The organism is Aliiglaciecola sp. (genome assembly GCF_039982535.1).
In the GTDB taxonomy this organism is placed as follows: Bacteria; Pseudomonadota; Gammaproteobacteria; order Enterobacterales; family Alteromonadaceae; genus Aliiglaciecola.
This window is the reverse complement of record NZ_JBDWYG010000007.1, coordinates 131404-146647: the sequence shown is the minus strand read 5'-3', so window position 1 is coordinate 146647 and position 15244 is coordinate 131404. Positions and strand designations below refer to the sequence as shown.

13 protein-coding genes are annotated in these 15244 nt (G+C 41.6%); 2 read left to right on the top strand and 11 right to left on the bottom strand.

From position 1 onward, the window contains the following. Positions 1-7: 7 nt before the first annotated feature. From murD to mraZ, 8 genes are read right to left on the bottom strand one after another with little or no spacing between them, the layout of a single operon-like run. Complete coding sequence (gene murD / locus ABJV04_RS00650) at positions 8-1312, bottom strand: UDP-N-acetylmuramoyl-L-alanine--D-glutamate ligase (RefSeq protein WP_348489174.1); 1305 nt, start codon at positions 1310-1312, stop codon at positions 8-10. Positions 1313-1321: 9 nt separating this feature from the next. Further along, entirely contained in the window at positions 1322-2404 is a 1083-nt protein-coding gene (mraY, locus tag ABJV04_RS00645; RefSeq protein ID WP_348489173.1) for a phospho-N-acetylmuramoyl-pentapeptide-transferase, read from the bottom strand. Then, positions 2398-3789 carry a UDP-N-acetylmuramoyl-tripeptide--D-alanyl-D-alanine ligase gene (murF, locus tag ABJV04_RS00640; protein WP_348489172.1) on the bottom strand — a complete coding sequence of 464 codons (1392 nt, stop codon included), beginning with the start codon at positions 3787-3789 and terminating at the stop codon, positions 2398-2400. Before murF ends, mraY begins: the two co-directional genes overlap by 7 nt. Beyond that, on the bottom strand, positions 3786-5312 hold the full coding sequence (gene murE / locus ABJV04_RS00635; protein ID WP_348489171.1) for a UDP-N-acetylmuramoyl-L-alanyl-D-glutamate--2,6-diaminopimelate ligase: 1527 nt from the start codon (positions 5310-5312) through the stop codon (positions 3786-3788). The genes murF and murE overlap by 4 nt, the downstream gene beginning before the upstream one ends. After that, positions 5312-7051: a penicillin-binding transpeptidase domain-containing protein gene (locus ABJV04_RS00630; protein ID WP_348489170.1), complete on the bottom strand. Its 1740-nt coding sequence runs from the start codon at positions 7049-7051 to the stop codon at positions 5312-5314. The genes murE and ABJV04_RS00630 overlap by 1 nt, the downstream gene beginning before the upstream one ends. Continuing rightward, positions 7048-7368, bottom strand: coding sequence for a cell division protein FtsL (gene ftsL / locus ABJV04_RS00625; RefSeq protein ID WP_348489169.1), 321 nt, complete (start codon positions 7366-7368; stop codon positions 7048-7050). Before ftsL ends, ABJV04_RS00630 begins: the two co-directional genes overlap by 4 nt. Further along, entirely contained in the window at positions 7365-8315 is a 951-nt protein-coding gene (gene rsmH / locus ABJV04_RS00620; RefSeq protein WP_348489168.1) for a 16S rRNA (cytosine(1402)-N(4))-methyltransferase RsmH, read from the bottom strand. Before rsmH ends, ftsL begins: the two co-directional genes overlap by 4 nt. Continuing rightward, entirely contained in the window at positions 8312-8770 is a 459-nt protein-coding gene (mraZ, locus tag ABJV04_RS00615) for a division/cell wall cluster transcriptional repressor MraZ (protein ID WP_348489167.1), read from the bottom strand. Before mraZ ends, rsmH begins: the two co-directional genes overlap by 4 nt. Before the next feature lie 490 nt (positions 8771-9260). On the opposite strand from mraZ, the gene ABJV04_RS00610 reads away from it, so the two are divergent. After that, positions 9261-10328, top strand: coding sequence for an aldose epimerase family protein (locus tag ABJV04_RS00610; protein WP_348489166.1), 1068 nt, complete (start codon positions 9261-9263; stop codon positions 10326-10328). Positions 10329-10374: 46 nt separating this feature from the next. Here ABJV04_RS00610 and ABJV04_RS00605 read toward each other — a convergent pair whose 3' ends face one another. Both ABJV04_RS00605 and ABJV04_RS00600 read right to left on the bottom strand, forming a co-directional pair. Next, on the bottom strand, positions 10375-11154 hold the full coding sequence (locus tag ABJV04_RS00605; protein WP_348489165.1) for a SapC family protein: 780 nt from the start codon (positions 11152-11154) through the stop codon (positions 10375-10377). Between the two features lie 223 nt (positions 11155-11377). Further along, entirely contained in the window at positions 11378-12994 is a 1617-nt protein-coding gene (locus tag ABJV04_RS00600) for a glycerol-3-phosphate dehydrogenase/oxidase (protein ID WP_348489303.1), read from the bottom strand. 385 nt (positions 12995-13379) lie between these two features. Here ABJV04_RS00600 and ABJV04_RS00595 point away from each other — a divergent pair, with 385 nt between their 5' ends. Further along, positions 13380-14576 carry a dipeptidase gene (locus tag ABJV04_RS00595; protein ID WP_348489164.1) on the top strand — a complete coding sequence of 399 codons (1197 nt, stop codon included), beginning with the start codon at positions 13380-13382 and terminating at the stop codon, positions 14574-14576. On the opposite strand, the gene ABJV04_RS00590 is transcribed toward ABJV04_RS00595, so the two are convergent. Then, positions 14573-15016 carry a hypothetical protein gene (locus ABJV04_RS00590; RefSeq protein ID WP_348489163.1) on the bottom strand — a complete coding sequence of 148 codons (444 nt, stop codon included), beginning with the start codon at positions 15014-15016 and terminating at the stop codon, positions 14573-14575. The genes ABJV04_RS00595 and ABJV04_RS00590 overlap by 4 nt on opposite strands. Between the last annotated feature and the right edge of the window lie 228 nt (positions 15017-15244).

Sequence of the window (15244 nt, the reverse complement as noted above, 5' to 3'; positions counted from 1 at the left end):
TTATCACTCATTGGGTGACCTCCAGAACACTTTGTTTAAACACATCACCGCGATGTTGATAGTTATCAAACATGTCCAAACTCGCACACGCTGGAGACAACAAAACAATGTCGCCGCTTTCCACAATGCCACTTGCAAAGGTCACGGCTTCTAATAAATCGGCCACTTCGATGCTGCCAGGTTTTAAAGACGCTATTTCTCTGCCATCTTTCCCCAAGGTAATTAATAAATCCACATCGTCCAGCAATAGAGGTTGTAGTTCGGTGAAATTGGCTTTTTTACCATCGCCACCCGCAATTAAAATAAGCTTGCTGTTTCCTCTATTTTTGAGACTCTGTAGAGCTGCAATAGTGGCTCCAATATTGGTAGCTTTAGAATCATTTATCCAACGAATATCTTGGTGGGCGCTGACCAACTCAAATCTATGGGGTAGTCCAGTAAATACACCAACGGCTTGGGCAATGGCAGATTGGCTGACTCCCAAAGGAAGAACACAAGCAATAGCCGCTTGAATGTTTAAAATATTGTGTAGCCCCTGCAAAGCACATTGTTGAGTTGAGATAAACGCTTGCCCTTCAACTAATATGTTTTTAGCTTGAGCATCCCAACTGATCCCCACTGGCAAATGACTCAACCCGAAGCTATGTTTAGGCAGATAATTTTGCGGCCAAGTTTTTACATCATCTCGGTTGGCAATAGTATATTCAGCATTCTGATAAATGCGTTTTTTGGTGTCTGCATAGGCCACAAAAGTCAGATGACGGTCGATGTGATCTTCGCTGACATTCAATATTGTTGCACAAACTGGTTTTAACGAATGCAGTAATTCAAGCTGAAAACTCGATAACTCAAGCACTAAATATTCGGCGTCACACTGGAGTAAATCCAACACTGGAGTACCTATGTTTCCGCCCATTTGTGCTTTCATGCCTGCGCAATTGAGCATCTCAGTGACTAAACAAGTGACCGTAGATTTACCGTTTGATCCTGTAATAGCAATAACCGGAATTGTATTAAAGCGAGCAAATAACTCCACATCGCCAATTACCTCTACCCCAGCTTTAACAGCATTTTGAATTTCAATCCCATTGGGATTAACACCTGGGCTTAACACGACTAAGTCGGCGTTTAATAATACCTCTTGATTGAAGTCACCACTGAGGGTTTGGATCCCACTAGGTAATTCAACTGGATTGCGATCCATGCCAATAACGTTCGCCCCTTGATCTTGTAAAAATGACACGCACGACTTGCCAGTCAGTCCTAAACCAACCACAACAACCTGCATGTTTTTTAAATCAGGGGTTTGCATTACGTTTATTTATCTCAACTTCAATGTCGCTAAACCAATTAGCACTAAAATTAATGAAATAATCCAAAACCTTACGATTACTCTAGGTTCTGGCCAGCCTTTAAGCTCAAAATGATGGTGTATGGGTGCCATTCTAAATATGCGTTTACCACGCAACTTATAAGACCCCACCTGCAAAATCACCGATAAGGTCTCGACTACGAAAACCCCACCCATAATAATTAATACGATTTCTTGGCGAACAAGGACCGCCATAATTCCCAACGTTCCGCCTAATGCCAAAGAGCCCACATCTCCCATAAATACTTGAGCCGGATAAGTGTTAAACCATAAAAAGCCTAATCCAGCGCCGACAATTGCGGTGCAGACAATGACTAACTCACTGGTTTCTGGGATATAAGGGATATTTAGGTAGGCAGAAAAGTTTATGTTTCCTGTGGTGTAAGCAAAAATAGCTAGCGCCCCAGCCACTAATATTGTTGGAACAATAGCCAGGCCATCTAAACCATCAGTGAGGTTCACCGCATTACTGGTGCCCACTACAGTGAAATAGACCACGACCATGAAAAACATCCCAAGTTGCGGCATCACTTCTTTGAAAAATGGTACTAGTAGAGCTGTTTCAGCTGGATCTTGACTGCTTGCATATAAATAGATAGCTACTGCGATAGCAATAATCGACTGCCAGAAGTACTTCCATTTGGCTATTAATCCCTTGGGATCTTTACGCACCACTTTACGATAATCATCAACAAAGCCAATCAATCCGTAGCCAACAACGATAGACAGCACAACCCACACGTAACGATTACTTAAATCTGCCCACAACAAAGCACTTGTCAAAATCGCGGCTAAAATTAACAAACCGCCCATAGTCGGCGTCCCGGACTTAGATAAATGACTTTGCGGGCCATCATCGCGCACGGTCTGACCTATTTGCATAGTTTGCAACCAGCGAATCATGCCTGGACCAATTAGAACAGCCATCAACAACGCTGTAAGTGTGCTAAGGATGGCGCGCAGGGTAAGATATGAGAACACATTGAACCCAGAATCATATTGCTGCAACCACTCCGCCAACCAAATTAGCATGCGATTCGCTCCCTAACTCGTTCAAACTTTCCCACAGGAGATTCCTCCAAAGCTTTAACCACATTTTCCATACGTGCGCTTCTCGATCCTTTCACTAAAATAGTTATGTCGCGCTGCTCAGAGGCTAACTGGTGGTTAATATATTCAATTAACAACTCAATATCGCTGAAGTGTTTACCACCAAAAATATCGCTGGCCGCCTGACTTAACACCCCAAGCGTCATTAAGTTATCTATACCTTTTTGTTTAGCATGCTCGCCAACCAGTTCATGGTAATAGCGAGCTTTTTCACCTAACTCACCCATGTCACCCAACACCAAAATACGGTGCCCACTAAAACTACTTAGTAGATCAATTGCAGCATTTACAGAGGCAACATTTGCGTTATAGGTATCATCTAAAATTTTAACTTGATTGGTTAACTGCTTGACTTGCAGTCTGCCGCTTACTTGCTGCATGTTTTGCAAACCAAATTTAATATCTTCTAAGTTAGCGCCAACGTTCATGGCCAAGGCTGCAGCAACTAAGGCATTGCCAACATTATGAGTTCCGGGTAATGACAATGTGAGTTGGACTTTGCCCTTTGGTGTGCACATCAAGAATTGCGCGCATCCATCAATGCCAAGGCTAATGTCTTGAGCATAAAACTCGGTTTCTTTGCTTTCTGAAAATCCTTGAACATGGCACTCTTTCAATTTACCCAACCAAAAATCGCTAAATTGGCTATCTTTGTTGATAATTGCCGTACCTGATTTACTTAAACCTCTAAAAATCTCACTTTTTGCCCGCGCTACACCTAGTAAACTTCCAAAACCCTCAAGGTGTGCAGCGGCAGCATTAACGATAGTGGCAACATCGGGTTTGACTAAATTTGTGGTATAAGCAATTTCACCTAAGTGATTCGCGCCCATTTCAATGACCGCAAAATCGTGATCTTGTTGTAGCCTTAATAAGGTTAAAGGTACGCCAATCTCATTATTAAAATTGCCGTCAGTAGCCAAAACATTACCGATGCGCGATAAAATGCTAGCGACCATTTCTTTCACGGTAGTTTTGCCACTACTTCCGGTTATGCCAACGGTTTTCGGAGCTACTTTTTGTTTTACCCCTGCGCCTAACGCTCCCAATGCAAGCTTAGTGTCTTCAACTAAAATATAGGGTAAGTGGGTATCGATTTTGCGCGACACTATGAATGCCACGGCACCACTGTTGGCAGCGTCATTTATAAATTTATGACCATCGAAATTAGGCCCCTCTAATGCAATAAAAACATCCCCTTGACTCAAACTTCGTGTGTCTGTGCTAACGCCAGTGACATTGCCATTGGCACCAAACAACTCCCCACTTGTTTGTTCTGCTATCCAATCTAGAGGTACTTCAATCATTGCATTTTCCCTACACTCAGCGTGTTTACATAATTTCTTTCATCGTACGGTAGAATTTGGTCACCGATAATTTGCTCGGTCTCATGTCCTTTACCTGCAACCAAGATCAGATCTCCTTTCTGACTTTGCGCAATAGCAAGTTGAATCGCTTTTCTACGGTTGGTTTCAACTTTGACTTTAGATTGATCTTTTATGCCGGCGAGTATATCGGCAACAATAGTCGCAGAAGGTTCAGAGCGACTATTGTCTGAAGTAAGAATAATTTGATCACTATTTTGCTCAGCTGCCGCTCCCATTAATGGGCGCTTACCTTTGTCTCTGTCGCCACCACAGCCAAATACACAAATAAGTTGTTTTTGGCTATGCACTCTAGCTGACTGGAGTGCCTGCCCTAAAGCATCTGGCGTATGGGCGAAATCAACAATCAAATTTCCCGCACTGGGATGTTCAAATAACTCCATTCGTCCTGCAACAGGTTTCAATTTATTGCACGACTTGGCTAATTCATTTAGCGGTAAACCTATGACCAGTAGACTGGCTAGAGCTGCCAGTAAATTAGATACATTGAACTGGCCTAATAAACCACATTTTATGGCTGCACTGCCCCATGAAGATTGCAGATCAAATGACAAGCCACTATGGTCATATTGAATATTGCTTGCCAAACAAAAGTGGTGATGTTCGGGTAGTTGTTGGGCATTTAAATGAGTAGAAAACAAGGTGATTTTTTGTTGTCTTGATGCTGCTGTTATCCAGTTTATAGTTTCTGGATCATCTGCATTTAAGACCACCTGATTCAGCTCTGGCTGATTTAATAATTGCCGCTTTGCTTTAGCATATTCAAGCATATCCCCGTGATAATCCAAATGATCACGAGTTAGGTTAGTGAATACTGCCACGTCCATTTTAAGCCCTTGGATACGATCTTGAACCAATGCATGGGAGGACGCTTCTAGGGCGACTTGTTTCGCACCAGAGGCCACAAATTTTGCTAATAACTTTTGTACCTGACAAGCGTCTGGAGTGGTATTTAGGGTTTTCTCTAATTGGCTATTATCCACACTGAATAACCCTGCACCTAAGGTACCAATTGATGCCGATTTATCGCCGCATAAAAAGCGAAGTTGACTGATCAGTTGCACTACTGAGGTTTTGCCGTTTGTACCGGTTACGCCAATCACATCTAAATGTTGTGCCGGCAAACCATAAAATACAGCCGCTAACTGGGATAGTTGTTTCCCCAACTGATAAAACGAGATCAAAATACTTTGTTCACGCATTTCAATTTCGCCATGGCATTGTGGTTGTTCAACTTCTTGCAATATTAATTTCGCACCAAGGCTAATCGCTTGAGGAATAAAGTCACGGCCATCTAACTGATGACCTTTTATTGCCACAAACACACTATGAACAGCAACTTCACGGCTGTCTAAAACCAACTCACTAACTTCTACATCGGGAGCATCAATCTTAAATTGCGCCAATATGGTTTTGATATTAATGCTGTTTTGGGAATCTGGCATTATTGCTCTCCTCGTTTAGCGATTGAGGAGACATTTTTAGCATCTGGCGGAACATTTAATAACTGCAGAGTGTTGGCCATAATCGAGCTAAAAACGGGAGCGGCTGTATCACCGCCATAATATAAATCACCCTTTGGTTCATTGATCAGCACAACTACTGCCAGTTGCGGATCCGAGACTGGCGCTACACCAGCAAAGATATTTACATACTGCTCACCGTAGCCACCTTTGATAGCTTTACGGCTGGTACCGGTTTTACCAGCAACACGATATCCTGGCACCCGCGCTTTGCGGCCTGAACCACCATCTTCAAGTACACTTTCCATCATGCTCAATACGCGGTGAGCATTTTCTTCGCTAATAACCCTTTCCGTTATTTTTTGCTCATCAGACATAACAATACTAAGAGGCTGTTTAATACCGCCATTACCTAAAATGGAGTACATCCGCGCTAATTGCATGGTGGTGACAGATAAACCATAACCAAAGGACAAGGTAGATAATTCAAATTTCGACCATCTTCGTTGTTCGTTGAAAAGTCCGCCTTGTTCGCCAATCAAGTTAGTCCCGGTTTCGCTCATCAACCCCATATTGTAATAGGTGTCGAGCAGAAACTCTTTAGGAACAGACAAAGCCAGCTTTGAAGTACCAATATTGCTGGATTTTTTGATGATTTGCTGCAGGGTTAATTTACCGTAATTGCGGGAATCACGAACGATACTTCCACCTAAACGTCGCCAACCCGGCGAAGTATCTATAATGGTTTCAGTATCCGCAGAACCAAACTCTAGAGCACTTACCACAGCCAGAGGTTTAACTGACGAACCCGGTTCAAAGGTATCGGTAATGGCTCTATTTCTAATTTTACGAGGCGAGACACCTTTACGGTTATTTGGATTAAATGACGGGCTATTCACCATCGCCAATATTTCCCCAGTATTCACATCTGCCACGACGACTGAGCCTGATGTTGCACGGTAAAAGTGTACCGCAGACTTTAATTCTCGGTAGGCAAGAGCTTGAATTCGTTGATCTATGGTCAATTGAATATTTTGCGGATCTTTACCTTCTTCCTGCTCTAATATTTCAACTTGACGACCTTTAGCATCGCGACGAATGGTTCTAGAATCAGGTGTCGCAGACAAATATTCGTCATATAACTTTTCAATCCCTTCGATTCCCTGATCATCCACATTGGTAAAACCAACCACATGAGCTGAAGCCTCACCCGCTGGATAATAACGGCGAGATTCATTGACCAAATAGACTCCTGGAATTTTCAGATTCTTCACAAAGGTTGCCATGGCCGGCGACACTTGACGTTGCAAATACACAAATTTGCTATTTTCGTTACTCGCTTTTTTAATAAGCTTATCAACGTCTTGACCTAAGACTTCAGCAAGGGCTTGCCATCTGCGAGTGTCAGATAACGCACCTTTTTCTGGATCTGTAACCGTAGGTGGATGGGCCCAGATAGCTTTTGCAGGAACACTTACCGCTAACTGTTCTCCATTTCTATCGGTGATCAAACCACGATAAACTTCATTATTACGCACTCTTAAAGTACGGTTATCACCCTCTTCGATCAGTTGATCCGGATTGATGACTTGAATATAAGCAGCTCTGACCGTAAGTACTGAAAACACTGCGAGAATAGCACCAACAACCACGAAGAAACGCCACTGCACCAAACTTGGAGCAATGTTTTTCTTAGCTTGTTTAGTTCTAGCCTTGGTCATTTCAAACGCACCACAATTTCATTTTCTGGACTTGGTCTATGCATATTAAGTTGCTTCTTCACAGCAACTTCAATGCGGTTATGATCAGTTAGCGCCCCTTGTTCTAGGATTAGGTGACGCCACTGAATATCTAACTGATCTTGTTCTTGCATTAGTTGTTCTAAGGCCATCGACATCTGTCGATTATGGTGCGCACTCATGATCACCGCGAACGCACTTATCAATACCATTAAAAACAACAAAACCCGTATCGGATGACGGGCTAGTTCGGTGAAGATTAAGTTGACCAAATTAAAGTTGGTCCTAGTATCTGTCACAGCTTCTGAGCCACCCTTAACACTGAACTTCGCGACCTCGCATTCACTTTAATTTCATACTCACTAGGCTTAGTCGCCTTTCCTATTAACTTCATTGCTCGGGTTGCATCTATTTGTGCCTGAGTAATTGCCATTCGAGCTGGCACCTGCATTCCGCGGCTTTGTTCGCGCATAAAGCGTTTTACCAATCGATCTTCTAGGGAATGAAAACTGATCACTGCCAGTCGTCCTCCTGAAGAAAGGCACGCTAATGCTCCTTTAAGTCCGTCCCGAACTTCATCTAATTCGCTATTGATATAAATACGAATTGCCTGAAAAGTTCGAGTTGCAGGATGTTTAAATTTATCTTTAACCGGCACAGCTTCATCCACTAACTTTGCTAATTGCAATGTTGTCGTCAGTGGAAATTCATCGCGACTATTCACAATTGCATGAGCTATACGCTTGCCGAATTTTTCTTCACCAAACTCTTTAATCACCTGAGTGATGTCATCTTCGTCGGCTTTTGCCAGCCATTGGGCTGCACTAATTCCCTTACTGGTGTCCATGCGCATATCCAATGGGCCTTCACGCATGAAACTAAATCCTCGTTCGGCATCATCTAATTGAGGTGACGACACACCAAGATCCATCAAAATACCGTCAACTTTGCCGAATACTTGATGTTTTTGAGCCACCTCTTCGATATTCGAAAATGCCACGTGTTCAATACAAAAACGCTCATCATCGGCAAATCGTTTAGCCGCTTCAATGGCATATGGGTCGCGATCCAAAGCAATCAAACGACCTTTAGCAGATAACTTCTGCAACACTTTTTCTGTATGCCCACCGCGCCCGAATGTGGCATCCATATAAACACCGTCTGGTTTAATATCTAGCCCTACAATGGACTCTTCTAACAGCACTGAGCGGTGCAACTCCTGGGACGATGGATTTTCAGTTATCAAAGTGAGAAGTCCTGTAAACGCTCAGTTAATTCAAATTCGCCGCCTTTCTCAGTTTCAATATCTTGATGAACCTGTTGCTGCCATGTTTCTGCGTCCCAAATTTCGAAGCGATTGAGTTGCCCAACTAACATTATTTCTTTATTTAAGTTGGCATGTTGACGAAGTGGTGCTGACAATAAGAAGCGACCATTTTTGTCCATATCACCTTCCATGGCATATCCTAAAAGAAGTCGCTGTAAGCGGCGTTCTTGAGGTATCATGCTAGAAAGTTTACTAAGTTTAAGTTCAATCTCTTCCCATTCGGGAAGTGGGTAAAGTAGCAGACAGCTTTGCTGTGTATCGATTGTGCAAACCAGTTGTCCCTGACAATCATCTAGCAACAACTGTCGATACCGTGTTGGTATCGCCACCCTGCCTTTTACGTCTAGATTGATTGCGTTAGCGCCGCGGAACATATCCCCTAGCCTTTTTTATTAGTTTGCTTTTATTGTTTTGGTAGCATCAGTTTGCAACACATTGAGATCACTTTGATCCACTTTCTGCCACAATTACCCACAAATGAGAGTTTAGGTTTCCACTAACCCCATTGTCAAGGACAAAAAACGGGTTAAACAGAGGCCGTGAATGCCAATTAAATTAAGGGCTAGACGAAAGCGGCTGATATATATAAAGAAAGCTTTCAAAGCTGTTTTTATGTACAGTGAAAATCAAGGATCGATGAAGTTCAAAATAAGCTAAAAAATCTAAACTAAAATGCGCTCCCTTATGCTTAAAAACGCAAAATAATCATGAAGATAGTAGTTTTTATAATAAGCTAGGTGTCAACTTATAATAAGATACCCTCTAGCATGCCGATTATTGAGTCTTTCATGGCCTGAAAGGTTAATGATTGGCTGACGAAAACGAGCCTATAAACAATCAATCTATGCAGTGGAGAGATGAACTATGATCGATAAAAGTCAATTTGGACAAATGCCCGACGGCCAAATAATAGATAGCTACATTTTGACCAATAATAATGGCATGTCCGTTGAGATATTGACTTTAGGAGCAATTATTCGATCCTGGAGGTTAGCGACAGATCCCAGTGTAGATATTGTTTTAGGCTTCGATAATGTGACAGATTATTTGTCCGATCAAAGTTATTTGGGCAGAACCGTAGGACGTTATGCGAATCGCATTAAAGATGGTGAGTTTAAAATTGCTGATAAAAGCTATTCGGTAAGTACCAACTTACAAGGAAACTGTTTGCATGGTGGCGTTGATGGCTTTCACAATCGGCTTTGGTCAGTGACTAACACAGAGGACGATTTATATCCAAGTGTTACCTTGAGGTTGACCAGTGATGATGGTGATCAAGGTTTTCCAGGAACCTTAAATCTTGATGTGACCTTCAGCCTTGATCAGGAAGATCGCTTAACCATTGAGTATCATGCCCTCAGTAGCCAAGATACGGTTTTCAATCCTACCCAACATAGCTACTTCAATTTAGCAGGGCACGATTCGGGAACTATTTTTGATCAGCAAATTCAGTTATCCGCGAACAACTATACGCCAGCCGATGAAAATGCAATTCCCACGGGTGAAATCAAACCTGTAAAGGATACGGCTTTCGATTTACGCCAACTAACCCCTTTTGGACAAGCAATTAATCAACAAGACCAAGCAATAAAAGCGGCTAATGGACTTGATCATAATTGGTGTGTAGAAGGATTTTCAACAGCACAAGACAAACTGCAATGGGTTGCCGATGTGATTGAGCCAAAGTCTGGACGAGTATTAATTACTCACACGACTATGCCGGGTGTGCAAATATATACGGGTAATTTTATTGGGGAAGCTACCCTAGGTAAAAACAATATAAAATACGCGCCTTATCACGGCTTTTGTATTGAAACTCAATTTTATCCGGATAGTCCAAATCAAGCAGAATTTCCGAGTGCGACTTTGCCTGCCAACACAGCTTTTGTGTCAAAAACGAGTTACCAAATTAAACAAAAAAGCCAGCAGTAAACACACTGCTGGCTTTAGTTTATTTCGCTAACTAAGTTGCTAGGAATTAAGCGCTTGGCGCTTCTTCTTTAGCCGCTTCTTGCTGCGTATCTTCCACTAAACTAATATGGATAGAGCGAATAGGTTTATCCGTATTAACAGAAAGTTGAGCTAAACGATTCAATTGAGTAAGTGACAACATTGCAGTGTAAATAGCACCAAGGTAACCACTGTTTTTCAACTCAATAATAATTTCGTCAGATAATTCATTTACGCGTTTTTCGTTGATACCGAATATACCAGTCACGTTGCGCTTTTCGCCATTTGCGTACTGAACATTAAGTTGGACAGCATCAAGCAATTCTAATTCAACAATTCGTTTGATAAAACGCTGGGTCGCCAATTCGCTGTTAGTAATTTCGCCCAAAAGGTCCTGACGGTTTTTTAAGTAATCCGTTGGTTCGCCTTCTGCAGTGAATAAACTTTCACCTTCTTCTTCACCTACCAACACACTGTTTTCGTCGATGTAAACACCTAACTTGTCACCGTCAGGGCGAACATCAAAAGGATAACGTTGAATGTTCAAAGGCATAACATGGCCTAACCATTTGTCATCTTTGAAGTATAAGTTGCTGCCTTGCTCCAAACCTAGCATAGCAATTGAATGGTAATTGCCAGAAGGTTGATCTTTAATAAATGCGATTGGCATACAGCTAGCAATTTGAGCGAACTCACGAAGAGTCGCGGATGCTAAATGGGTTTCTTTGGCAAATTCAAAGTTATGCTGCGTTTTTACTTTTAACGCACTATGTTTATTTTTATCCAGTGGAATATAATTCGTTTTCATTACTTCTTGTTCTCTTTTAAATGATGCTCCGTGGGAAAAAACACGACGGAGATTAAAATCACTTTCAAACACTTTACTTGCTCTTTGCACTACCTGAGCACGGTAAAATATAAGTCAGCTTGTGCCAGAAAGTGTGCAAGTATGTTTTATTTGGCGTGGGAAGTCACCACCCTAGCCGGTTAAATTAGAAATACTTTGCTAAAAAATACACATCACACTGAAATTAAAGCGAATTGGTGACGGTGGCGATATATTCAGCTAACTTCGCCTCAGCCTCATCTGCAAATAAAATGTCACAGGCTTCTTTTAATCCTGGAGCGTGCAAAATATCTTGTTGAGGAACCACTAAGGCGATTTTTGAACGTCGTCGCAGAAAATCCTCTAGGGTTGTTATCATTTCGCGATTGGCCGCATGTTCCACTTCCACTCGCAGGTACTCACTGTTTTCAATCAATAAGTTCCCCATTGCTGGATTTTCACGAATACTCTCCAACATATTGATAGCGTTGCGTCCGTACCTTCGCCAAAATCGTTGACTCAGGGGTTCCGAAGAGCTAGCAGGAGTAAGATCGTCAAGTCTCATCAGTTTAGCGCGATGAAAAAACTCTCGTTTTACTGCCTTCCCAGGTTCGCCATACCATTTGTAGTCAGGGTAAGTTAATGGAATGCCGAAGGTTTCTATCCATTTACAAACTTCCTCTCCAACATTAATACAATCGGTTAACTTGCCACCAAAAATTGATAAATATTGGCTGTCTTTGTCTACATCAATGGCATGTTTTCGCGACAGTTGCACCCAATCGGCTTTGCCTTCATGGCCTTTAATTGCCAAGGGCCTGACCCCACAGCGTTCAGCGATAATGTCTTTTTTAGTTAAAGGTTTGGGCAAGGCCAAAAGCTTATTGACGTTGGATAGAATAAACTCTCTGTCTTCATCGGTAACCTGGGCATCTGGACTGGGGACTTGGCTATCGGTGGTGCCAATACAAGTTTTAGGTCCCATGGGGATGACAAAAAATAGGCGGCCATCATCAGCAAAAAAGGTTAATACTTTCTCAGTGTCGGTGATTTTATTGACGATTAAATGTACACCTTTGGAAAATACATGATGATGTTCGGTTGTTTGTTGATTGATTTGATTAACTTGATCGACAAAAGGGCCGGTTGCGTTAATGATAGCTTTGGAGCGAATATTGAAGGTTTCGCCACTCATTTTATCCGTGACCTGACTAACCCATTCCTCCCCAACCTTTTTGGAATGATCTAACCCCACATAGTTAGCAGCGATACACCCATAACTCATGCTAGAACGCACAAAATTAAAGACGAACCGAGCATCATTATCATGTAAATAGGCATCTGAGTATTCAAAACCACCAGCTATCTGTTCGGTATTAATGATAGGTTCCATTTGTTTGATCTTTTTAGAACCTAAATATCGAGGCATTTTTGTGAACAATCGTCCCATTAACCAATAAACTAAAGTGCCTAAATAAATAAAAGCGGGAGCAAAACGAAAACCACGCTGAATACTGGTGAAAAAACGAATCTCTTGAACCGTAGACGGATAATGACGCATTAAATGATTACGGCTTTTACAGAGTTTGTTAACTAATCCAAACTCAAAGGTTTCTAGGTATTTAATTCCTCCCCAAGCTAAATTGGATGAATTTGAGCTGGTAAAGCCAGCAAAATCACCTTTATCAATGAGCGCAACTCTGGCACCTTTTGCAGATAGTGCAGCCGCAGACACAGCTCCATTTATCCCACCACCAACAATGAGCACATCAAAAGTATGTTGAGGAAGCTTGGCAATATTACTTTTACGTAAATTCATGATTTCCAGTTATTCCAGTAGTATGCAAAGGGATGCTAATAATTCCAATATTAAATTGCCAACCAAGGGATTGTATTCATCGAGTTTGCTTAATAATGAAAACTTCCCCTTTATAGCAAATATTAGAGTACCTTGATTTAAAAAATCCATTATTTGATACTTCAGAAAGTGATAAACTAGCCATTCTTTACACAACACTATGTTTGATGTGCGAAATCAAATGGAACGAAAATAAGGCGAGTATTCACAGCCTCAATAAACAAAACAAAGATTTTGCATACTCGTTTTGCATATTAACAATGACAAAGTACCCACTATCACCTTGGGCATTTAAATCAGAGTCATAATTGATTAATCATTTATACACAGAATAATAAGGATAAATTGTATGAAAAAGAGTTTATGGATTTGCACAGCAATGGCATTGAGCGGCTGTGTTACTGCCTCTGACGGTGAATACCATGCATCACAGAAGGCCACAGAAATAAGCCAAAAGTATATTTTAGTGGATGGTCATATTGATGTGCCATATCGTCTTCAGCAAAAGTGGGAAGATGTCACCCTTGCTACTGATAGTGGCGATTTTGATTATCCTAGAGCGAAAGCCGGCGGACTCAATGCACCATTCATGTCAATTTATATTCCCGCGTCTTTAGATGACTCACCTAAATCAACGGAATTGGCGCACAAATTAATTGATTACGTTGAAGCCATAGTAGGCAGAGCCCCAGATAAGTTTGCCATAGCTAAATCCCCCGATGATGTTAAAAAGCAATTTGAGCAAGGTTTGATTTCGTTGCCTATGGGAATGGAAAATGGTTCTCCCCTACAAGGTGATATGGACAACCTTAAAACCTTTTATGACCGTGGTATTCGCTACATCACTTTGGCCCATTCATTAGCCAATCATATTTCCGATTCTTCATACGACCTCCGAAAAAAATGGAAAGGCCTAAGCCCTTTTGGTAAAGAGTTGGTTGGTGAAATGAACAATATCGGTATTATGATAGATATCTCCCATGTCTCTGATGATGCCTTTTACCAAGTCATAGAACTAAGTAAAGCACCCGTTATTGCTTCTCACTCGTCATTACGTCGATTCACTCCAGGATTCGAACGCAATATGACCGATGAAATGCTAGTCGCATTAGCCGAAAATGGTGGCGTTGTAATGATTAACTTTGGCTCTACTTTTGTTGATCAAGTATCTAGGGGCTGGCGTATTACTATGGGTGAGAAACGCAAAGCCGTGGAAGAGGAATTTGGAGCTGACAGCCCTCAATTAGCCGCCTTTGATGAAGAATACTCAACCAATAACCCGTTTCCCTTTGCCAATGTCGATACCGTTGTTGAGCACGTCGATCATGTGGTGAAATTAGTGGGAATTGACCATGTAGGGATTGGTTCAGATTACGATGGTGTTGGCGATTCGTTGCCCATTGGCTTAAAAGATGTATCCGCTTATCCTAACTTAGTACAAGGTCTATTGGATAAAGGGTACAGCGAAACAGATATCGCTAAAATTCTTGGAACAAATTTACTGCGGGTTTGGAGTGAAGTAGAAGAGTACGCGGCAAAACACTAAAAATGAAAAGCTGCAGGGTTAGTCAATTCAGAATCGTGTTGGGTTTGTACATACACATTCTGCACTAACTCTGCATCACAACTGGCTCTATGCCTTGTACAATCCATACTTCTAGCCAAGTTTTCTTGCGTGTCATGCCAAAGCTCCATCTGTTTTTCAGATAGAATATTCTCTAGAGGACTTAGCCTAAACGTCATGTTCTGTTTACCCGCGCTAAATAGTTTTATTAACCAGGGATAGTCGACGACCCAACCATCTGAATAAACGGTTTGTCCTCTTAAAAGGTTATTCAAGTCTTCACATACCTTAGATGCAGCAGTACCTTTTTGCAGCAAAACGTCACGGGATATGCCATGTAAGTCTTCAGCTTCTTGGGTCCAATGCTGCCAATTCGATTCAGGCTGTATCAATCGACAGTAACGTTGGGACAAATAGGTCACAACGCCCACTTCAATTGGATAACTGTGGCTTCCAAAACCACTGGCCTCTATATCGAGAATTGTAGGAATAATCGTCTTGTTGATAACAACCTCTGACTGACTTTAAATAAACACTAACGAGTAAGTATAAATTTTAATCAATGTACCTTACTTGTTGATTGATTAACAATTAGACTAAAGAATAAGACACATAATAATCTACTAATCTGACGTTAACATTAACTTATA